The sequence below is a fragment of the Pseudomonas sp. KU26590 genome, assembly GCF_026153515.1.
In the GTDB taxonomy this organism is placed as follows: domain Bacteria; phylum Pseudomonadota; class Gammaproteobacteria; order Pseudomonadales; family Pseudomonadaceae; genus Aquipseudomonas.
This window is the reverse complement of sequence record NZ_CP110644.1, coordinates 1,144,075-1,168,194: the sequence shown is the minus strand read 5'-3', so window position 1 is coordinate 1,168,194 and position 24,120 is coordinate 1,144,075. Positions and strand designations below refer to the sequence as shown.

Genomic DNA, 24,120 nt, shown 5'->3' with positions numbered 1-24,120 from the left:
CTGAAGTCTTCAGGAACGGTTCAGAAATCGGACGCTGACACCCGTTGTAGGAGCGCGCTTGCCCGCGAATGCGGTGGGTCAGCCGGCAAGTGAGGTGCCTGAATTGACGCTTTCGCGGGCACGCGCGCTCCTACAGGGTTTGCGCCGGATGGGTGATTGTGGTGGTCCAAACCGTAGGAGCCGGCTTGCTGGCGAACAGGCGGCAACACCGGCATTGGCCTAACTGCTAAACTGCCGCGCCTCATTCCTGCCCCAAGGCCGAGCATGTCTTCGTTGAATCAGGCGCTCAGCGTCGCCCTCGATAACCGTCAATCCCTGCTCGCGGAATTGCACGCCCAAGGCACCGACTGTTATCGCCTGTTCCACGGCAGCCAGGAAGGCGCGAGCGGGCTGACCGTCGACCGCTACGGCCCGCAACTGCTGGTGCAGAGTTTCCACAACAGCCTGGATATTGATTCGCTGCTGGCGCTGCATGCCGCCGTCAATGCGCGGCTGGGCCTGGAACTGATGCTGGTCTACAACGACCGCTCCCAAGGCAACTCCCGGGTTGACCGGACAGACCCGATCTACAAAGCCGACGATGATGCGCTGGCCGATCTGGTCGGCCATGAGTGGGGCCTCAATTACCGGGTGCGCGGTCGTCATGCCGGGCAGGATCCGCTGCTGTTTCTCGACCTGCGCAACGCGCGCGGGTGGGTCAAACAACATGCCGCCGACAAAAGCGTGCTCAACCTGTTTGCCTACACCTGCGGCGTTGGCTTGAGCGCGGCGGCGGGTGGCGCGCGCGAGGTGTGCAACCTGGATTTCGCCGAGGGCAACCTGGCCGTCGGGCGCGAGAACGGTCTGCTCAATCCGCAGCTGCCGACGATGCAGTTTGTACAGTCCGATTACTTCCCGGCCATTCGCCAACTGGCCGGGCTGCCCATCGCATCTCGTCGCGGCCACAAGCTGCCGAGTTACGTGCGCCTTGAGCAGCGCCAATATGACTTGGTCTTGCTGGATCCGCCGGCCTGGGCGAAGAGCGCGTTCGGCACCGTCGATCTGCTGCGTGATTATCAGAGCCTGCTCAAACCCGCGCTGCTGACCACCGCCGAAGACGGCGTGCTGATCTGCTGCAACAACCTGGCGAAAGTCAGCCTGGACGACTGGCGCGAGCAAGTGTTGCGTTGCGCGAGCAAGATCGGCCGGCCCGTGCGCGACTGCCAGGTGCTGACCCCGGGCGCCGACTTTCCGTCACAGGACCAACAGCCCCCGCTCAAGACATTGATCTTGCAGCTGTGATGCTCAAACGGGCCTAAGGAAATTTCCCACAAGGATTGAAGCGACTGGATTCGGAACCAGATTGGCGTGCCATACTCCAAGGACCTCCCATCGAGAGAGTCGGCGACCTACATGCCCAAAGGATTGAAACGCGCCATCGGCGCCCTGCTGGCCGTATTCGCCATTTACAGCGTGCTGGGGTTTCTGATCCTGCCAGGCGTGGCATTGCGAATCATCAATCAACAGCTGGCGAATTACGCCACGGTGCCGGCCCGGCTGGACCGCCTCGAACTCAATCCGTACAGCCTGGAAGTCACCCTCTGGGGCCTGAACATCGGGGCGCCGGGCAAGGAGCAGATCGGTTTCGCACGGCTTTACGCCAACCTGCAAATCGACAGCCTGTGGACCAAGGCCCTGCACCTCAAGGCCGTCGAACTCGAAAAACCCAAGACCGAACTGCTGTTCGCCAAAGACGGCACGCTCAATCTGGCCGGGCTGTTCAAGCTGCCCGCCAGCGAACCCGCAAAACCCGACGAACCCCCAAGCAAGCCGTTCCCGCTGCGCATTGGCGAGATCAAGCTGGCCGACGGTTACGTCCACTTCCAGGACATGCGCCCCGGCGAGCCCATCGAGTTTCTCTACGACGCGCTGAATTTCGAGCTGAAAAACCTCAGCACGCTGCCGGAAGACAACGCCGACATGACCCTGGTCGCCGCCGGACCTAACGGCGGTCAGATCGACTGGGTCGGGCGCATCAGCCTTGTGCCCATCTCGTCCGAAGGCACGCTCAAAGTCACCGACGGCAAGATGGAGGTCTGGTGGCCCTACGTGCGTGACGCGCTGCCGCTGGTCCTCAAAGACGGCGTGATGAATTTCAACACCCATTACAAACTCAGTCTGGCCAAGGAAACCGAGCTGCTGCTGGACAACACGTCCCTGAGCATCGCGCCCTTCGCCATCGATGCCCCGGACGGCAGACCGCTGGCGCGCCTGAAAAAACTGAGCGTGAGCGAGACGTCGATCGACCTGGCCAAGCAGTTGGTGACCGTCGGCAAGATTCGCAGCGAAGGCCTGGAAACCTGGGCGACGCGGGAGTCAGACGGCGAGCTGGACTGGCAAAAATTGTTCGCCGGCCAGCCGTCCAAAGCACAAGCCAAGAAGGTCGAGGCTGAAAAGCAGCAGCCCGCGACCGCCACTGAAACCACCACCAGCGCAAAACCAGCGGCGCCGAGCAAACCCTGGCGGGTGTTGTTGCGCGATACGCAGCTGCGCGATTACCAGATTCATCTCGCCGACAAAGTGCCGAAAGAGCCTGTGGCGATTGATGTTGGCCCGCTGAACCTGGACCTGACCGGCTTCGACAGCCTGAACAAGTCGCCCTTCAAGCTCAAGCTCGACACCGGCGTGGGCAAACAAGGCAAGCTGACCGCCGAGGGCGAAGTGAATCTGGCGCCGGTTCGCGCCAATCTCAATGTCACTACGCGCGACATCGACCTGCGGGTCGCTCAGTCCTACGTCACGCCGTTCATTCGTCTGGAAGTGCGCAGCGGCATGCTCAACACCGATCTGGCGGTGGACCTGAAAAGCACCGAGCCGTTGGCGCTGGGCATTACCGGCAAGGCGCAGGTTGACCAGTTGCACACACTCGACACCCTCAAGTCGCGGGACTTCGTGAAGTGGCAGCGGCTGAATGTCGACGGGCTGAATTTCCAGCTGGGCGACAGCCTGACCATCGCCTCGATCAATGTCGATCAGCCATATGCGCGCTTCGTGATCGCTGACGATCGCTCGACCAATATCGACGACCTGTTGATCCCACAGCCTGCGGATCAGGCACCTGCCGCGCCGAAAGCCAAGGCTGCCGCCAGCAGCGAAAAGCCGATGGGCATTCGCATTGGTGAGGTCAACATCACCAATGGCTCGGCCAACTTCGCCGACTTCAGCCTTACGCCGAACTTCGCTACGGCCGTTCAGCAACTCAACGGCAAGATCGGCACGCTGGATAACCGCCAGGACAAACCGGCGACGGTGAATATCAACGGCAAGGTGGATCGCTATGCGCCTGTGACCATCAAGGGCGCGCTGAACCCGTTCAACCCGATGGCGAGTCTGGACATTGCGACCAGCTTCAAACGCGTGGAACTGACCACGTTGACGCCCTACTCCGGCAAGTTCGCCGGTTATCGCATTCGCAAAGGGCGGTTGAATCTGGATCTGCATTACCTGATTACCAAAGGCCAGCTGAAGGCCGAGAACAAGGTGGTCGTCGAGCAGCTGCAATTGGGTGAGAAGGTCGACAGCCCGGACGCGGTGAACCTGCCGTTGAAACTGGCGATTGCCCTGCTCAAGGATACCGATGGCAAGATTTCCATCGAGTTGCCCGTCACGGGCGATCTCAACAATCCGCAGTTCAGCGTGATGCCGATTGTCTGGCAGACGCTGCGCAATCTGGTGGTGAAGGCTGCGGCGGCGCCGTTCAAATTCATCGGCGGATTGATCAGCGGCGGTGGCGGATCTGAGGACTTGGGCACGGTGGCCTTCGCGCCGGGGGCTGATGAGTTGAGCCCTGAGGCGATGGCTTCGCTGGACAAGCTGGCGGCAGGATTGAAAGCGCGTCCGGCGTTGCGCCTGGAGATTGAAGGCACCAGCGCTGAAGCGAGCGACGGGCCGCTGATCGCCCAGCAACGGCTGGAGCGCGAATACCAGAGCACGTACTACAAGATTCTCCAGCGCCGCGGCGACAAGGTGCCTGCGCAGCCGAGTGATTTGACGGTGCCTGCGGATGAAAAGGCGCCGATGCTTGACGGGATTTATCGCACGCGCCTGAAACAGCAACCGCCGGCGGAGTGGGTGAATCTGGGCAAGGAAGAGCGTCAGAACAAGCTGCGCGAGGCGGTGCTCAACTCCTGGAGTTCGAGCGCACTGCTGTTGCGTCAGCTCGGTCAGGCCCGGGCTGGAAGCATCAAGGACTACTTGGTGGACAAGGGCCAACTGGCAGACGAGCGGGTGTATTTCATCGACACCACCCTCGGCCAGCCGGAAAAAGACGGCCGTGTCATCAGCCCCCTGCACCTCGACAGCGAGTAATGATTTTGAAGAATGCGATAACGAGGATGGCGTTGGCTGTTGGTTTAACCGCGCTGATTGGCGTAGCTCAGGCGGGTACGCTGCGCTGTGGCAGCCAGTTGATCAGCGAGGGTGACCGTATGTTTGAAGTGCAGCAGAAATGCGGCCAACCGGTCAGCCAGGACATCATCGGCTACAAGGAAACCGTCAACCACTACCGCCAGGTGGATCAGGTGCAGGTCCAGGAATGGATCTACGGCCCAAGCAACGGCATGTATCAATATTTGCGGTTTGAAGGCGGGCGCTTGGTGAGGATTGATAGCAAACGCGGTAAATGATGGCGCCTGCCCTGACGCCTTCCCGGCTGAAGCCGGTCCCACTATTAGTGCGCGGTGCTTCAGTAGGATGTGTTTAGCCCCCCGCGGACTCAAGCCTGCCGCACTAGAGGGCGCGCCGCGTCGCTTTTAGTGGGACCGGCTTTAGCCGGGAAGAGGCCTGGGTGAACACCATAGATTCCGGTGTTGCACCCGACGCCTCCCCGGCTAAAGCCGGTCCCACTATTAGTGCGCGGTGCTTCAGTAGGATGTGTTTAGACCCCCGCGGACTCAAGCCTGCCGCACTAGGGGGCGCGCCGCGTCGCTTTTAGTGGGACCGGCTTTAGCCGGGAAGAGGCCTGGGTGAACACCATAGATTTCCGGTGTGGTGTAGTGGTCAACTAATTCCGGACACCTCGATAGGTGGTTTCGACGCCATCGTCCGTTCGTAAACGGTCGGTGGCAGGTACCCCAGTTTCGAGTGCAGCCGCTCGTTGTTGTAATACCCAACGATGTATTGAGTGATGTCGCGTATCGCTTCGCCATGGTTAGCGTAATTGCGCCGCCATACCCGCTCCATTTTCAGGCTCAGGAAGAAACGTTCCATCACCGCATTATCCCAGCAGTTACCTTTACGGCTCATGCTTTGCTGCATGGCGTGTCTGGCCAGCATCGATCTGTAGAGTGCACTCGCATATTGGCTGCCGCGATCGGAGTGGGCGATCAGGCCAGGCGGCGGTTGACGCTGCGCGACGGCCATCTGCATCGCGCTGCACACCAGCTCTGCAGGCATGTTGGGGGCCATCGCCCAGCCCACCACCTTGCGTGAGAACAAGTCCAGCACGACGGCCAGGTAGAGCCAGCCGCTGCGCGTGCGGATGTAGGTAATGTCGGCGACCCAAGCGGTATTCATAGCCTGCGGCTCAAACTGACGGTTCAACACATTCTCGGCGATTGGCAGGTCATGCTTGCTGTCGGTCGTATGCACAAACTTGGGTTTCCACGCCGAGCGCAAACCGTTGGCTCGCATCAAGCGGCGGACTTTATAGAGGCCTATTTTCATGCCCTTGGCCCGCAGAGCCCTGGTCAATGGGCGGCTGCCGGAGCAGCCGTCGCTCGCGGCAAACGCTGCCTTGAGCTGCACGACAACGGGGCAACTTAACCGAACAGGCGCTTCTGCACGCTTTCTGGCCTCGTAAAAACCTGATCGACTGACGTTCAGCAAACGACAGACATGCGCCACCGGATAAGCCTTCTGTTGCAGTTGCCGAACCAAGCGATACGTCACTTCAGTTCGCGGGCAAAGAAGGCGGTAGCCTTTTTTAAGATGTCGTTGTCCGTCTTGAGCTGCCGGTTTTCCTGCTCCAACTGCCGAATGCGCTGCTGCTCAGCCGTCAGCGGATTTCCAATCCCTGCCTGGCCCAACTGTTCAGCGTCGTATTGGCGGATCCACCGTCGTACGGCCGTCTCACCGAGATTCTGGTCCTGGCAAACCTGCGGAACGGTCAGGCCCTGATCCCTGACCATCTTCACGACTTCCAATTTGTAGCTGTCATCAAACCTGTTACGTTTTCTGGTCATGAAAAACTCCTCGATAAATGTATTTTCCACTTATCGAGGTGTCCGGGGAAATTAGACCACTGCATGGCACCCGACGCCTTCCCGGCTGAAGCCGGTCCCGCTATTAGTGCGCGGTGCTTCAGTAGGATGTGTTTAGACCCCCGCGGACTCAAGCCTGCCGCACTAGGGGGCGCGCCGCGTCGCTTTTAGTGGGACCGGCTTTAGCCGGGAAGAGGTCAGTTCAAACACCATCAGATTTGCGGTGTCACGCCCGACGCCTTCCCGGCTGAAGCCGGTCCCACTGGTGGTGCGCGGTGCTTCAGTAGGATGTGTTTAGACCCCCGCGGACTCAAGCCTGCCGCACTAGGGGGCGCGCCGCGTCGCTTTTAGTGGGACCGGCTTTAGCCGGGAAGAGGCCTGGGTGAACACCATAGATTCCGGTGTGGCACCCGACGCCTTCCCGGCTAAAGCCGGTCCCACAAAAAGCACGCGGCCCTCTGCCATCAACGCTCGTGCAACGCCTCGGCGCGGGCTTTCAGCACGGGTTTGAGCATGTAGCTCAGGATGGTTTTCTTGCCGGTGATAATGTCCACCGAGGCGACCATGCCGGGGATGATCAGCAGCGGGTGCTCATCGGTGCCGAGGTGGCTGCGGTCGGTGCGCAGTTTGATCACGTAGAAGGTGTTCTTCTTCTCTTCGTCCTGAATGGTGTCAGCGCCGATCTGTTCCAGCTTGCCTTTCAGCCCGCCGTAGATCGTGTAGTCGTAGGCCGTGAATTTGATCATTGCTTCCTGCCCCGGGTGCAGGAAGGCGATGTCTTGCGGACGAATGCGCGCTTCTACCAACAGCGTGTCATCCAGCGGCACGACTTCGGCAATGTCGCTGCCCGGCTGAATCACGCCGCCGACGGTGTTGACGAGCATCTGCTTGACCACGCCGCGCACCGGCGACGTCACCATCGTACGGTTGACGCGGTCTTCAAGGCCCTTGGCCGTCGACTGCGCCTTCGAAAGGTTGGTGCGCGCCTCATTCAACTGCGTCAGCGCGTCGCTGCGGAATTTGCCACGGGTTTCGTCAATCTTGCGCTGCACTTCGGCTATCGCCGCTTGTGCGCGAGGGATCGCCAGCGTGGTGCCGTCCAGCTGACCACGGGTTTCAACCTCGGAGCGTTTCAGCCGCAGGATGTCCACCGGCGACACCGCGCCCTGGGACACCAACGGCTCGGACATGCCGATCTCCTGGCGCAACAGGCCCAGGCTGCTGCGGTATTGCTCCTGCTTGGAGGCAAACTCACGCAATTCCTGCTGACGTTGAATCAATTGCTGCTGCAAACCACCGATCTCATCGACCAGTTGCTGACGACGGCTCTTGTACAGCGACTCTTCGTTGGACGCCTGATTCGGCACCAACTTGCGCGCCTCGGCGCTGATGTTCAGTGGACGGTCATCGACCTCGGCGCTCAGGCGCTCAACGCGCAACTGCATGGCCAGACGATCAGCCTCGGTTTCGCCAACGTTGGACGCAAAGCGCGTGTCGTCGAGGCGAATCAGCGGGGCGCCGGCGTCGACGATCTGGCCGTCGTGGGCGTAGATCTGCGCGACGATGCCGCCTTCCAGGTTCTGAATTTTCTGGATCTTGGTCGACGGAATGGCCTTGCCCTCGCCCTTCGTCACTTCATCGATCACGGCGTAATTGGCCCAGACCAGCAAGAAGACGAAGAACAGGATCACGGCCCAGATGGTCAGCCGCACGATGCGCGGGGCGTCGTCCACCAGTGCCTTTTTGACTTCCGGCAGTGCCTGGCCTTCCAGCGAAGGCGAGCCCTTGAAGTAGCCGAAGATGCCGCCACCGGAGTTTTGACCTGACTTAAGCAACACTGATCTGCCCCTTCTTCAACGCTTCCATAACGGCGGCTTTCGGGCCGTCGGCCACGATCTGGCCGCGGTCGATGACCACCAGGCGATCAACCAGGCTGAGCAACGAAGCGCGGTGTGTCACAAGAATCACGGTCTTTTTCTCGATAACGCCATACAGGCGCTGCTTCAAACGTTCTTCGCCGGTGTTGTCCATGGCGCTGGTGGGTTCGTCGAGCAAGAGGATCGGCGGATCGAGTAACAAGGCCCGCGCCAGGGCGACGTTCTGTCGCTGACCACCGGACAGGTTCTGCCCGCGCTCGCCCACCTGCAGCTCGTAGCCCTGGGGATGCAGGCTGGCGAACTCATGCACGCCGGCCAGTTCAGCGGCCTGCAGCACCATCTCGTCGTCCACGTAACGCGCGCCGGAAATCAGGTTGTCGCGCAGCGTGCCCGACAGCAGTTGAATGTCCTGAGCGACATAGCCGATGTTGTGGCGCACTTCACTGACGTCGATCTGGCGAATGTCGACGCCATCGACCAGCAGCGAGCCTTCATCCGGCTGATAAAGCCCGACCAGCAACTTGGCCAGGGAGCTTTTCCCCGAACCGCTACGGCCGATGATGCCGACCTTCTCGCCCGGACGGATCACCAGATTGATGTTGCGCAGCGCCAGGTTTTGCTGGTTCGGGTACGTGAACTCAAGGTTGCGGAATTCCATGGCGCCTTGCAGGACCTGACGGCTGAGCGGACGCTCGTCGAAGTTGCGTTCCTGCGGCAGCTCCATCATCTGATCGACCGAGACCATGGTCACTTTCGCTTGCTGATAACGCGTCAGCAGGCCGGACAGTTGCGCCAATGGGCCAAGGGCGCGACCGCTGAGCATGTAGCACGCCACCAGGCCGCCCATGCTGAGAACACCGTCCATGATCATGTAGACGCCGAAACAGATCATCGCCACGCCGGCCAGTTGCTGGATCAGCAGGGTGATGTTCATGGCCAGACCGGAAAGCACTTTGACGCGCAATTCCAGACGGCTGAGCGTGCCGATGGTGTGTTCCCACTGATACTGACGCTCGCTTTCGGCGTTGTTGACCTTCACCGCGTCGAGGCCGGCGAGGGTTTCGATCAGGCTCGATTGACGCTCGGCCCCCAACGCCATGGTGCGCTCGAGGGTGGAGGTCAGCGGCTTTTGCAGGAAGTGGCCGATGCCCAGCGCCAGCGGAAAGGCGATGATCGGAATCCACACCAGATGCCCGCCCAGCAGCGCGATCACCAACAGGATGATCAGCGTGAACGGCAGGTCGATGAGGCTGGTCAGGGTCAGCGACGTGAGGAAGTCACGCATGCCCTGGAACTCATGGATGTTCTGGGCGTAACTGCCGACCCGCGCCGGGCGAAACTTCATCGCCATGCCGACGATTCGTTCAAACAGCGTGGCGGAGATGATCAGGTCGGTTTTCTTGCCGGCCAGGTCCAGGCACAGACTGCGCAGGCCCTTGAGCAAAAGGTCAAACAGGAACGCGCCACAGATACCGGTCGCCAGCACCCACAAGGTTGCGGTGGCCTGGTTGGGCACGACACGGTCGTAGACGTTCATCACGAAAAGAGGGGTAGCCAACGCAATCAGGTTGATCACGAAGCTGGCAGCGATCGCGTCGACGTAAAGCCAGCGAGACAGCTTGAGGGTGTCCTTGAACCAGGAACGAGCGCGCGGGATGAGCGAGCCTTGGGTCACGTCAAATTTATGCTGCGGTTGTGCGAAAAACACCCGACCACTGTAGTCCTGCGCCAGGGTTTCGGTCTCGATCAGCACTTCGCCGCCGTTGCTTTCGCTGATCAGCAGGCGGGCCGATTCGCCCTCCCAACCGACCAAAACGGCAGAGCGCCCGTCTTTCAGCAACAGCAAGGCGGGCAAGGCAATCTCGGGAATCTGAGTGAGTTTGCGTTGCAGCAAACGCCCCTGCAAACCCGCCCGGGCTGCGGCGCGAGGCAGCAAATCCGGGCTCAGGCGCTGGTCGGGCAATGGCAGACCGGTGGTCAGCATGGCCCGGCTCGCCGGCTTGTGATGCAGGGCACAGAGTGTCAACAGCCCGTCGAGGAGCGGATCGTCGTGCTGGCTGCGTGGATCATGACCTAATTGAGCCGAAGGTAATTCCAAGTCCACGCTGACACTCTCTTTCTTAACGGTTAAAAGAAGCTGACTCCGTCAAGAATCAGTTCATGCCCGGCAGCTGAACTGTCGGTTTCACATCGTTCTGCACAACCGATGCCATCGGCGCCACAACGCCCTGGCTTTTCAGCAGAGTGCCCATGTCCGCCTTGATGCGGTATTGGGTGTACGTCTGCAGGTTCTTCAGCTGCACCAGACGCTGTTGCGCGGTGAACAACTCGTTCTCGCTGTCGAGAAGGTCGAGCAGGGTACGCTCTCCCAGACTGAATTGCTGCTGGTACGAGGTACGCACGCTGTTGGCACGCTCGACGTATTGCTGAGCGATCGGCACCTGGGCGTTGGCGTTGTTGTAGGCGTTCCAGGCCAGGCCCAGTTCTTCGTTCAACTGACGCAGCGCGTTGTTGCGGATATCCAGTGCCTGGCTCGACAGGTACGACTTGGATTGCAGGTCAGCCTTGTTGCTGCCACCGGCGTACAGGTTGAAACGCATGCGCACCATGGCTTCCCAGCCATTGTTGTGGCCTTCGTCGCCGCCAATGTTGTTATCGGCATTACGGCCCAGTTCTGCATCGAAACGCGGGTAGTAATTGGACTGCGCCGAGGTGTACTGCTTTTCAGCAGCCACGATGTCGGCTTCGGCCGAGCGCAGCACCGGGCTGTTTTCCAGCATCTGGCGGCGGGCTTCGTTCAGATCGGCAGGCATCATCGCGAACGGCGACGGTGCTTCAAGTTGATCAGCTTCCAGACCAACGGCGCTCAAGTAATTGGTTTGTGCGTCGGCCAGGTTGGTTTGTTCGGTGATCAGGTTGTTACGGGCCTGTGCCAGACGGGCATCGGCCTGGTCCATATCGGCCATACGACCCACACCGCGAGAAGTGCGCAGTTTGATTTGGTCGTAAATACGTTCGTGACTCTTCAGGTTTTCTTCGGCCAGCCGAACCATTTCACGTTGAGTAAGAACATCCAGATAGACCTGTGCAACAGTCAAACCCGTACGTTCAGTTGTATTTAACAGGGAGTATGCCCGGGAATTGGCGGTGGCTTGTTGACGCGCAACTTCGTTACTTGTTGCAAAGCCATCAAACAGCATTTGCTGAAGACGGATTGCTGACTCGCCACGGTCCAGGGTCTGGTAATCGTGACGACCGGTAGAGGCACGGGTGCTTGGCGTATCGGAACCGGCCCGGCCGTAGCCCGCCGTGACGTCGACACGCGGCAGGTAGCCGCCTCGTGCAGCGCGGAGCGCATAGTCCTGGGCGATGCGGGCATTAATGCCCGCCTGCACCTCGGGATGCTCGTCCATGGCTTTCTGCATGGCGGACTGTAGCGTCTGGGCCTGGACGAAGCCGGCACAAAGGATAAGGGGTACAGCAGTGAAGAGGTGCTTACGCATTTTGGTGATTCCCGAGAACATACTTGTTCAAAATGCAGCAATACACACTGCCGCATCGTAAAAATGGCCATTGAAAGTGAGCGTTTCGAGCGTGTTCTGAAGGGCGCTTGCGATCACACTGCAGAAATCCGCGATCTCATCAAATATCAATGTGACATTACGGAAGCGATTGTTTAGGATGTCGCGGAATAGGTCAATACTTTGGCAGAAAGTTAATTCCTGTGCCGACCTGCTGTTAATAAATTGACGCCAGATTACGTGCAACTTAATTAGTTCCCTAAGTTGTTATCTGGCATCGAAACAAATGCGAATCTTTACGTATTCCAGTATGAAGCGGCGTTAGTTAAGGCCGGTCGGCATGATGGATACCAACTGAACGGTTATTTCGGAGAGTCACCCCCATGAGCAGTGTTGTTGCCATCGTCAAAAGCATTGTTGGCCAAGTAGTCGCAGTTTCCCCGGAAGGGATTCGTCGTGTGCTCATCGAGGGTGACCGGTTGTTCACCGGCGAGCAGGTTCTGACAGGCCCGGGAGGCGCAGTCACGCTGCAGCTTGCTGACGGCCGTCAACTTGACATCGGCCGTGACAGCCAGTGGAGCGCAGACGCACCGGCTTCCACTACCAACCTTGCCGAAGCCACCGCCCAAGCAGCACCGTCAGTGGCTGAACTGCAGCAGGCCATCGCGGCCGGCGCCGACCCGACCAAAGACCTCGAAGCCACTGCAGCCGGTCCGCAAGCAGCCCCAGGTGATGGCGGCAACGCAGGCGGCGGCCACAGCGTGGTGATGCTCACCGAGACGGCGGGCGAAGTGAATCCGACCATCGGCTTCCCGACCAACGGCCTGGGGACAACAACCGCGCCGCCTCCTACGCTGAGCAACGGCCTGGCCATCGACAATGGCAACGGCAACACCGTCGCGCCGCAGCCGACTGGCACGCTGAGCCTTACCGCCACCCAGACGCTGACCGAAGCCGGCGGCGCGCTGGTGTACACGGCGAACGTGACACAGGCCCCGACGTCGGACCTGACGATCACCCTGTCCAACGGGTCGACCATTGTCATTCGTGGCGGCGACACCTCGGGCTCAACCACTGTTCAAGTGGCTGACACCAACACCCCGTACATCGACCCTTCAGTCATCAGCACTACCATTACCGGCACAACGGGCGGTGGCGGCCTGGTCGTGACCACCGATACGACCCCTGCGGTGACTAACATCACCGACACCATCGACACCACCACGGTCAGCCTCAGCGCTGCGCCGACGTCTGTCGAAGGCACTTCGATCACCTACACGGCAACCTTGACTAACCCGGCCCAGACGCCGGTCAACGTCACCCTGTCCGACGGCTCGACCATCACCATCCGTGCGGGGGAATCCACCGGCACGGTAGTCGTCGCGGCGCCAGCCAATGACGTCTACAACACCGACACCGTGATCAGCACCACCATCACCGGCGCAACCGGCGGCAACTTTGAAAATCTGGTGCCAAACACGGCGCCGGCTGTTGTGCAGATCGTCGACACCATCGACACCACCGTTGCCAGCATCACCGGCACCCAGTCAGTGGTTGAAGGCCAGGCCGCCACGTACACCATTACGCTGAGCAACCCGGCGCAGACCGAAGTCACGATCAACCTGACCTACAGCGGCACCGCTACCGACGGCACCGACTACACGCAAGTGGTCAGCGTGAAGATTCCTGCCAACAGCAGCAGCGTCACCTTCGACCTGAACACCCTTAATGACACGATCCCGGAAGGCGTTGAAAACGTCACCGTCGCGATCGGCGCCATCACCGGCGGCAACTTCGAGAACATCGTTGCCAGTGCGACCAATGGCAGCGTCACCACCACCATCACTGACAACGACGCTCTGCCGGTTGTCGACCCGAATGGCGGCGGTAACGGCACCAACAGCGAAACCACTTTCACCGAAGGCCAGGCCGGCGTTTCGATCGCCGACCAGTTGACCGTCACCGACGCCGACAGCCCGAACCTGCAAGGCGCGAAAGTCACCCTGACCAACGCTCAGGACGCCGACACCCTGGTGGTGGGCACCCCGAACGCGAACATCGCGGTCACTACGGCCACCGTCAACGGCCAGATCGTACTGACCCTGACCGGCGCCGCCACCGCTGCCGAATACGAAGCCGTGATCAAGTCGATCACTTTTCAAAACAGCAGCCAGGACCCGAGCGTTGCTGATCGCACCATTACTGTGACCGTGAACGACGGCCAGAATGATTCCGTGCCGGCCACCAGCATCGTGCACGTCGTCGCCGTCAATGACGCCCCGACCGTCACGTTCACCAGCACCGATTACGTCGAAAACGGCGCGCCTCAGGCACTGGTCAACAACCTGCAGATCGGCGACGTCGACGGCGGCCAGTTGAGCGGCGCGAAGATCACCGTGACCGGCGTTCAGGCCGAAGACCTGATCGCTTCGCCGTCCTTCCAGGGTGGCAACACCGGCACCACGGGCTCGGGCATCAGCTACACGCTGGGCAACGACGCCAACGGTAACGTCGTCATTCAGTTGAGCGGCAATGCGTCGATCGCCGACTACACCACGCTGATCAACTCGATCACCTACGCCAACAGCAGTGACGCCCCGATCACCACCCCGCGGGGCGTGACGATCGAAGTGACTGACGTGGACACCCACGGCACCAACAATCTGACGGGCAGCGCCACCGGCGAAGTCGACATCACCCCGGTCAACGACGCACCGACCGTCGTCGACGCATCGGGCAAAGGCGACGAAGACACCACCATCGCGGTCAAGCTGACCGGCACTGACGTCGACGGCACCATCGACCACTTCAACCTGGTCACCCTGGCGGCCAACGGCACGTTCTACGCCGATGCTGCCGGTACCCAGGCGCTGACCAACCTCAGCAACATCGCCGCCACCGCCAACGGCGCGACGATCTACTTCAAGCCGAACGCCAACTGGGCCGGTGACACCAGCTTCACCTACACCGCGGTCGACAATCAGGGCCAGCCAGCCGGCGCACCCGCGAACGGCATCATCAACGTCACGCCAGTGGCCGATGCGCCGATCGTCACCGTGGCTGACGCCCAAGGTAATGAAGATTCGGCGATCAAGCTGACCCTGAGCACCGCGCTGGTCGACACCGACGGCTCCGAATCCCTGGGCCCGCTGGTTGTGTCCGGCATTCCGGTCGGCGCCGTGCTGACGGACGGCACCCACAGCTACACCTCGATTCCGACAGGCGACGGCGCTGTTTACATCGACGGTTGGGATTTGAACAACCTGACGATCACCCCGCCGAAAGACTTCAACGGCCCGATCAACCTGCAAGTGAGCTCGACGTCGACCGAAGGCGCCAATAAAGATTCGGCCACCACGACGCAGTCTCTGATCGTCAACGTGACGCCAGTGAACGACGGTCCGGCGGTCAACTTTGACAGCGTGACCTACACCGAAAACGGTGCACCGATCGCACTGGTCAACAACTTCAGCATCACCGACATCGACAGCACGCAACTGAGCAGCGCGAAGATCACGCTGACCGGTATTCAGGCTGAAGACCTCGTTGTGTCCCAGTACTACAAAGGTGGCACCACCGGCGTCACTGACCTGGGCATCACCTACACCCTGAGCAACGACGCCAACGGCAACATCGTGATCGACCTGACGGGCAATGCCTCGGTCGCCAACTATGAAACCCTGATCAAGTCGCTCACCTACGCCGACAACAGCGAAAACCCGAGCACCGTTCCGCGCGGCGTAACCATCTCTGTCACCGACCTGGACGCCAACGGCACCACTAACCTGACCGCCGTGCACGACGGCCAGATCAACGTGATCGCCGTTAACGACGCGCCGACCGTCAACGCAGCACTGGGCCAGGGCGACGAAGACACCGCCATCGCGGTCAAGCTGACCGGCGCTGATGTCGACGGCACCATTGACCACTTCAACCTGGCCACCATGGCCGAGCACGGCACGTTCTACGCCGACGCCGCAGGGACCCAGGCGCTGACCAACCTCAGCAACATCGCCGCCAGCAACAACAGCGCGACGATCTACTTCAAGCCGGACGCCAACTGGGCCGGTGACACCAGCTTCACCTACACCGCGGTCGACAATCAGAACCTGCAAACGGGCGCGCCAGCCAACGGCATCATCAACGTCACGCCGGTGGCCGATGCACCGATCGTGACCGTTGCCGACGCCCAAGGTAATGAAGATTCTGCGATCAAGCTGAACGTGAGCACCGCGCTGGTCGACACCGATGGCTCGGAATCTCTGGGCCCGTTCGTGGTGTCCGGCATTCCTGTGGGCGCCGTGTTGACTGACGGCACCCACAGCTACACCTCGATTCCGACCGGCGACGGCGCGGTCTACATCAACGGTTGGGATTTGACCAACCTGACAATCACGCCGCCGAAAGACTTCAACGGCCCGATCACCTTGCAGGTGAGCTCGACCTCGACCGAAAGCGCCAACAAGGACTCGGCCACCACGATTCAGTCTCTGACTGTCAACGTCGGGCCGGTCAACGACGCGCCAACCGTCACCTTCACCAACCCTGACTACGTCGAAAACGGCGCACCTCAGGCATTGGTCAGCAACCTGCAGATCGGCGACGTCGACAGCAGCCAACTGAGCAGCGCAAAAATCACGCTGACTGGCATTCAGGCTGAAGACCTGATCGTTTCCCAGTACTACACCGGTGCAAACAGTGGCACCACTACGCTGGGAATCAGCTACAACCTCAGCAACGATGCCGATGGCAACATCATCATCGACCTGACCGGCAAGGCGTCGATCGCTGACTACACGACGTTGATCAACTCGATCACCTACGCCAACAGCAGTGACGCCCCGATCACCACCCCACGCGGCGTGACCATCGAAGTGACCGACGTTGATGCCAATGGCACCAACAACCTGTCGGGCAGCGCCACCGGCGAAATCGACGTGACGGCGGTCAACGATGCACCGACCGTGAACACAGCTTCCAGCGTAGGCAACGAAGACACCACCATCGCTGTCAAGCTGACCGGCTCTGACGTCGACGGCACGATTGGCCACTTCAACCTGGTCAACACGCCAGCCAACGGCACGTTCTACTCCGACGCTGCCGGCACTCAGCCGCTGACCAACTTGACTAACATCGCCGCCAGCAACAACGGCGCGACGATCTACTTCAAGCCGGACGCAAACTGGGCAGGCGACACCAACTTCACTTACACCGCTGTCGACAACCAGAACCTGCCAGCCGGCAACACAGCAACTGGCACGATCAACGTCACGCCTGTGGCTGATGCCCCGATCGTCACCGTCACCAACGCCCAGGGCGCTGAAGACTCGGCGATCAAGATCAATGTCGGCACGGCTCTCGTTGACACCGACGGTTCGGAAAGCCTCAGCGGCCTGACCGTTGGCGGCATCCCGGTCGGCGGCGTGCTGACTGACGGCACCCACAGCTACACCTCGATCCCGACCGGCGACGGTAAAGTCATCATCGACGGCTGGGATTTGACCAAGCTGACCCTGACGCCACCGGCTGACTTCAACGGCCCGATCACCCTGCAGGTGAGCTCGACCTCGACTGAAATCACCGGCCAGAAAGCGACAAACACCGAGTCGCTGACCGTTAACGTCACGCCGGTCAACGACGCGCCAGTGGTCAACTTCGAAGGCACCACCTACACCGAAAACGGTGCACCGGTTGCGATCGTCAACAACTTCGCCATCACCGACGTCGACAGCACTCAGCTGAGCAGCGCGAAGATCACGCTGACCGGCATTCAGGCTGAAGACCTGATCGTCACCCAGTACTACAAGGGCGGCACCAGCGGTGATACCGGTCTGGGCATCAAGTACACGCTGAGCAACGACGCCAACGGCAACATCTTTATCGACCTGACTGGCAAGGCTTCGGTTGCCAACTACGAAACCTTGATCAAGTCGATCACCTACGCCGACAACAGCGAGAACCCAAGCACCGCGCCGCGCGGTGTGACCATCGCTGTCACCGATGTGGACGCCAACGGCACCAATAACCAGACCGTCGTTCACAACAGCCTGATCAATGTCGTGGCCGTCAACGATGCGCCGGTTGTGAACGCCGCTTCGGGTGCAGGCAACGAAGACACCACCATCGCCGTCAAGCTTTCCGGCTCCGATGTCGATGGCACCATTGGCCACTTCAACCTGGTCACTGCGCCTGCACACGGCACCTTCTACTCGGACGCCGCCGGCACCCAGCCGCTGACCAACTTGAACAACATCGCCGCCACGGACAACGGCGCGACGATCTACTTCAAGCCGGACGCCAACTGGGCGGGCGACACCAACTTCACCTACACCGCTGTCGACAACCAGAGCCTGCCAGCCGGCAACACAGCAACTGGCACGATCAATGTCACGCCGGTGGCTGATGCCCCGATTGTTACTGTCACCAACGCCCAAGGCGATGAAGACACCGCCATCAAGCTGGACCTGAGCGCGGCACTGGTCGACACCGACGGTTCTGAGTCCCTCGGACCGGTCATTGTGGGCGGCATTCCAGTGGGCGCGGTGCTGAGCGATGGCAACGGCCACAGCTACACCTCCATCCCTGTTTCTGAAGGCGGCGATGGCGAGGCTTACCTCACTGGCTGGAACCTGAGCACCCTGACCATCACGCCGCCGAAAGACTTCAACGGCTCGATCAACCTGCAAGTGAGTTCGACATCGACCGAAGGCGCCAACAAGGATTCGGCCACCACGACGCAGTCGCTGACCGTGAACGTCGCGTCAGTGAACGATGCGCCGCTCGTTAACACGGCCACAGGCAATGGCAACGAAGACACGCTCGTCGCGGTCAAGCTGACCGGCTCCGACGTCGACGGCACCATTGGCCACTTCACCCTGGTCAACACGCCTGCCAACGGCACGTTCTACTCGGACGCCGCCGGCACCCAGCCGCTGACCGGCACTACCAGCATCACCGCCACCGACAACGGTGCGACGATCTACTTCAAGCCTGACGCCAACTGGAATGGCAGCACGCCGTTCACCTACACCGCTGTCGATAATCAGGGCACGGCTTCGACCACCCCGGCAACCGGCACCATCACCGTTACGCCTGTCAACGACGCGCCTGTCGTCAACTTCGGCAGCATCACGTACACCGAAAACGGTGCACCGATTGCGATCGTCAAAGACTTCAGCATCGCTGATGTCGACAGCACTGAGCTGAGCAGCGCGAAGATCACGCTGACCGGCATCAAAGGCGAAGACCTGATCGTTTCCCAGTACTACAAAGGCGGCACCGACGGCACCACCGGTACTACCGATCTGGGTATCAGCTACAAGCTGAGCAACGACGCCAACGGCAACATCGTTATCGACCTGACCGGCAAGGCTTCGGTTGCCAACTACGAAACCCTGATCAAGTCGATCACCTACGCCGACAACAGCAACAATCCGAGCACTGCGCCGCGTGGTGTGATGATCGCTGTGACCGACGTGGATGCCAACGGCACCAACAACCAGACCGTCGTACACGACAGCAAGATCAGCGTGATTTCCGTCAATGATGCGCCGGTGACCAAGCCAGCGTCGGCCACGGGCGACGAAGACAACACCCTCGCGGTCAAGCTGACAGGCACCGACGTCGACGGCACCATTGACCACTTCAACCTGGTCAACCTTGGGCAGCACGGCACGTTCTACGCCGACGCCGCAGGCACTCAGGCACTGGACGGCACCAGTGTCATCAAGGCGACCGGCAACAGCGCAACCGTCTTCTTCAAGCCGGACGGCGACTGGAGCGGCAGCACCCAATTCACCTACACCGCCGTCGACAATCAGGGGCAGGCAGACACCACACCGGCGACCGGCACCATCAAGGTCAACCCGGTCACTGACACCCCTGCCCTGTCCCTCGTGGACGACCAGACCGTGGCTTCGCTGAACGTGAACGGCGCGACCACGACCGTGATCGGCAACATCGGCAGCGGCGCGTGGCACACCGACAACAGCGGCGGCACCGTTGAAATCCGCACCCCGGGCACCTACGGCGTTGCCGGCAACAGCAACAACAGCCAAGTGCTGGAGCTGGAGCGCAACAGCGGCGACCCGAGCAACCTGTACACCAACATCGACGCAAAAGCCGGCGCGACCTACACCGTTTCGCTCGATTACTCGGTCCGTGCAGGCGCGGTCGACAACTCGCTGATCAACGTCTTCTGGGGCGGCAAGCTGGTCGGCACGCTGACCAATACTGTAGTGGGTCTGAAGACCTACACCTTCGACGTGCCGGTCACCACAGACGGCAGCGCGAAGCTGGAATTCAAGGCCGGCGACGCGAACTCCTTCGGCGGCGTGGTCAACAACATCAGCGTCACCGAGCACCTGAACAGCGGCCTGGAAGACAACGCGATTCTGCTGTCGACCATCAAGGCAGCGACCACTGACGTCGACGGTTCCGAAACCCTGACCGTCAGCATGAAGGGCATCCCGGTTGGCGCTTCCCTGAGCGACGGCACGCACACCTTCAACGCCACGGCCGGCGCTACCGCCACCGACGTGACGGATTGGGACCTGAGCAAACTCAAGCTCACCCCGCCTGCCAACTTCAGCGGCGACATTGCCCTGACCGTCACCGCTACCGCCCAAGACGGCGCCGCGGCTCCGGTCAGCAAAGACCTGACGTTCAACGTCCATGTGGCCGCGGTTGCAGACGCCCCGACCGTGATCGCGCCTGCGGTTACCGGCCCGGAAGACACGGCCATCCACCTGAACATTGGCACCACCCTGGTCGATAACGACGGTTCCGAGAGCCTGAGCCATCTGACCGTTTCCGGCGTTCCAGTCGGTGCTGTCGTCACTGATGGCACTCACAGCTACACGTCAACTGCCGGCGGCAACGGCACTGCAGCGCTCGACGGCTGGGACCTGACCAAGGTGACCATCACGCCACCGGAAAACTTCAACGGCCAGATCGACCTGATTGTCAACGCGACGTCCACCGAACTGAACGGCCCGTCGGCAACGACCCAACAGCCGCTGACCGTCAATGTCACGCCAGTGAACGACGCACCGGTCGTTAATTTCGACAGCATCACCTACACCGAAAACGGCGCGCCGATCGCGATCGTCAAAGACTTCAGCATCACTGACGTCGACAGCACCCAGCTGAGCAGCGCGAAGATCACGCTGACCGGCATTCAGGCTGAAGACCTGATCGTGTCCCAGTACTACAAGGGCACCAACAGCGCCACGACCGATCTGGGTATCACTTACACGCTGAGCAACGACGCCAAAGGCAACATCGTCATCGACTTGACCGGCAAGGCTTCGGTTGCCAACTACGAAACCTTGATCAAGTCGATCACCTACGCCGACAACAGCGATAACCCGAGCACTGCACAGCGCGGTGTGACCATCGCTGTCACCGACGCTGATGCCAACGGCAGCAATAACCAGACTGTCGTACACAACAGCCAGATCAACGTGATCGCCGTCAACGACGCGCCGGTGACCAAGTCAGCTTCGGCAACGGGCAACGAAGACACCACTATCGCGGTCAAGCTGACCGGCACCGACGTCGATGGCACCATTGACCACTTCAACCTGGTGGACATGGCCGCACACGGCACCTTCTACGCGGATGCAGCCGGTAAAGTGGCGCTGACCAGCCTGAGTAACATCGCGGCAGTCGGCAACGCTGCAACGGTGTACTTCAAGCCAGCCGCCGATTGGGCGGGCAGCACCTCGTTCACCTACAAGGCCGTCGACGATCAGGGTCTGACGAGTTCGGTCAAAGCCACCGGCGCCATCAGCGTGGCACCTGTCGCCGACCAACCGCTGGTGACACTGGGTACCGGCGTCGTTCAGTCGACCGGTCTGGTCAAGGACGTCTACGTCGGGACGCTGACCAATATGGGCACCAACGGTCAGGGCGCCAACGAAGCGACCATCAAGGCCGGCTTCAACACCACCGTCGCGTCGACCTCTCACACCGTCGCCGCCGCAGCGCAGGACGCTTCCGTCGCGGTCGGTACCGGCACCAAGTTGTCCGGTCTGGTCTACATGGAAGCCGGCCACACCTACACCTTCTCCGGTACCGCGGACGACAGTCTGCTGATTACCGTCGCTGGCCAGACCGCCGCCAACGCTACATGGGGCGCGGGTGGCAAGATCCAGAGCGCGGGCTTCACGCCGACAGAGTCCGGCTACTACACCCTGGACATCTACCACTACAACCAGGCAGGTCCGGGCAACTACAGCATCAACCTGGTCGACAAGAACATCAGCACCGGCGCCACTCAGACCGTGGCCCTGAACAGCACCAACGTGCTGCTGTTCGCAACGGTCGATGACCTCAAGGCTTCCGGCCTGAACGTCTCGCCGCTGCACGAAGGCACGGTTGGCAGCGGTGAGGGTTATTACACCGGTTACGAGCTGAACCACGGCACCGAAGGCACCGCGATCAAGCTGAGCCCGGTCAAAGCGGTGTTCGGTGACAGCCTTGACGGTTCGGAGACTCACGTCACGACCCTGAGTGGCGGCGCACCGGCCGGCTCGATCCTGACCGACGCCGCAGGCCACACGGCCACCGTGACGACTCACGTCGAAAACGGCAAAACCGTGATGGACACGATCGATGTCAGCCAGTTCGACCTGTCGACGCTGAGCATCACCACGCCTGACTACTTCAGCGGCAAGTTCACGCTGAACGTCACAGCGACGGCGACCGAAGCAAACGTTCCAGGCGTACCAAGCGCCGTGGCCAGCGCCAGCGACAGCAAGGCGATCACGGTCACCGTTGAGTCTCAGACCTACAACTCGAGTGAAGGCCTGGCCGGCACCGACCCGACGCCGATCACTGGCACCACCGGTGGCGACATCATCGTCGGCGACGTCAGCGGCACGACCATCGTGCAGGGCAAGAGCTATAACATCGCCTTCATCGTCGACAGCTCGGGCAGCATGGGCAAATCCCTCGACACGGCGAAGACGCAGCTGCAGTCGGTCTTCGAGAAACTGGCGAACGGTGCTCAGACGGCCAACGCCGGCAAGATCAACGTGCTGCTGGTGGATTTCGACACCAACGTACGCTCTACCGTTTCCGTGGATATGTCTGACAAGGCCGCAGCCCTGAAAACCCTGGCCGCTGCACTGGCGACCATGACGTCGGGCGGTACAACCAACTACGAAGACGCCTTCAAGACCACGGCGAACTGGTTTGCCGGCTTGAACAGCACCAACCCTACAGGCGAGAACCGCACTTACTTCATCACCGACGGCGAGCCTAACGTTTACCAGAACACCAGTACCGTGCTCGGCACTGTCAGTGGTACGACCATCACGCTGGCGACGGCCCTCGAAAGCTGGCATCTGGGCAGCACCTACACGGTGAACGGCAAAGTCGCCATCGACACCGTGGGCCATGTGTACAGCTACGCCAGCAACAGCAACGGCGCGCTGGTCGGCACGCTTGCCAGCCACGCCGACGGCAAGGGCGGTTATGAATACAGCCTGAATTCACCTGAAACCAACGGCAGCAGCGTTGTGCTGGCGGAAGCGGACACCGGCTACGCCCTGTTGCTGAAGCAGTCGCCAACCATCGAAGCGATCGGCCTGAACTCGGCCGTCAAGGCGAGCACGCTTGATCACTACGACAGCGACGGTCATGCACTGAGTAATGTCAACGCGGATGATCTGGCGAAAGCGGTACTGGGCGACCAGAAAGATATCGCTCCGGGCAGCGACACCCTCAACGGTGGCGACGGCAATGACATCCTGTTCGGTGATCTGATCACCTACAACACCCAGGGCGGCATCACGGCGCTCAAGGCGTTCGCGGCAGACACCCTGCACGTGAACGTGTCGACCATCGATGACAAGACGCTGCACTCATTCGTGACCAACAACCTGGACGCGGTGGCTCACCTGGCCAATTCGTCGTCAACGTCGCAGGACGGCAACGACACCCTGCTCGGCGGCAATGGCAACGACATTCTGTTCGGCCAGGGTGGCGACGACATCCTCAATGGTGGCAACGGCAACGACATCCTGGTGGGCGGTAAAGGCAACGACATCCTCACCGGTGGCGCAGGGGCCGATACGTTCGCCTGGAAAGCGGGCGACACCAACAGCGGTGGCTTTGACGTGATCAAGGACTTCAACAAAGGCGAAGGCGACCGTATCGACCTGCGTGATCTGCTGCAAGGTGAAGACACCGACACCCTCAGCAAGTACCTGCAAGTCACCAACGATGGCCGTGACACCATTCTGCAAGTCAGCACCACCGGGCAGTTCGCGTCGAATGTCTCTGCGGCTGCCGCGGCGACCACGGCCGATGTGCACATCAAGGTGGAAGGGGTGACCTGGAGCAATGCCATGGTCAACTCGCTGGTGAGCGGTGCGGATCCGACCATCAAAGTCGATCACCACTGATAGCTGAGCCGCGAGAGCTGTTGTACTGTGCTGGCAGCCGTCCCTGACGGTTGCCAGCCCGGTTAGTCCC

Annotated in this window: 8 protein-coding genes; 4 read left to right on the top strand and 4 right to left on the bottom strand. The window is 60.8% G+C overall.

What is annotated here, in order from left to right; genetic code table 11:
* Positions 1-264: 264 nt before the first annotated feature.
* The 3 genes from OKW98_RS05255 (at position 265) to OKW98_RS05245 (ending at position 4,664) form a co-directional block, all read left to right on the top strand.
* Positions 265-1,281, top strand: a complete 1,017-nt coding sequence (locus OKW98_RS05255) for a class I SAM-dependent rRNA methyltransferase (RefSeq protein ID WP_265388240.1) — start codon at positions 265-267, stop codon at positions 1,279-1,281.
* A gap of 111 nt (positions 1,282-1,392) precedes the next feature.
* Positions 1,393-4,347: a DUF748 domain-containing protein gene (locus tag OKW98_RS05250; protein ID WP_265388239.1), complete on the top strand. Its 2,955-nt coding sequence runs from the start codon at positions 1,393-1,395 to the stop codon at positions 4,345-4,347.
* Positions 4,348-4,373: 26 nt separating this feature from the next.
* Entirely contained in the window at positions 4,374-4,664 is a 291-nt protein-coding gene (locus OKW98_RS05245) for a DUF2845 domain-containing protein (RefSeq protein ID WP_265388238.1), read from the top strand.
* Positions 4,665-5,037: 373 nt separating this feature from the next.
* Here the strand turns inward: OKW98_RS05245 and OKW98_RS05240 are convergent.
* The 4 genes from OKW98_RS05240 to OKW98_RS05225 form a co-directional block, all read right to left on the bottom strand.
* A protein-coding gene (locus tag OKW98_RS05240) for an IS3 family transposase (protein ID WP_265388237.1) occupies positions 5,038-6,221 on the bottom strand; the annotation gives its coding sequence in 2 pieces (ribosomal slippage) (positions 5,038-5,957 and positions 5,957-6,221; 1,185 coding nt in all).
* A gap of 482 nt (positions 6,222-6,703) precedes the next feature.
* Positions 6,704-8,077 carry an HlyD family type I secretion periplasmic adaptor subunit gene (locus OKW98_RS05235; protein WP_265388236.1) on the bottom strand — a complete coding sequence of 458 codons (1,374 nt, stop codon included), beginning with the start codon at positions 8,075-8,077 and terminating at the stop codon, positions 6,704-6,706.
* Complete coding sequence (locus OKW98_RS05230; protein ID WP_265388235.1) at positions 8,067-10,220, bottom strand: type I secretion system permease/ATPase; 2,154 nt, start codon at positions 10,218-10,220, stop codon at positions 8,067-8,069. Before OKW98_RS05230 ends, OKW98_RS05235 begins: the two co-directional genes overlap by 11 nt.
* 49 nt (positions 10,221-10,269) lie before the next feature.
* On the bottom strand, positions 10,270-11,619 hold the full coding sequence (locus tag OKW98_RS05225) for a TolC family outer membrane protein (RefSeq protein ID WP_265388234.1): 1,350 nt from the start codon (positions 11,617-11,619) through the stop codon (positions 10,270-10,272).
* 401 nt (positions 11,620-12,020) lie between these two features.
* Between OKW98_RS05225 and OKW98_RS05220 the strand changes: the two genes are divergently transcribed.
* Positions 12,021-24,050 carry a retention module-containing protein gene (locus tag OKW98_RS05220; RefSeq protein WP_265388233.1) on the top strand — a complete coding sequence of 4,010 codons (12,030 nt, stop codon included), beginning with the start codon at positions 12,021-12,023 and terminating at the stop codon, positions 24,048-24,050.
* The last annotated feature ends 70 nt before the right edge of the window (positions 24,051-24,120 follow it).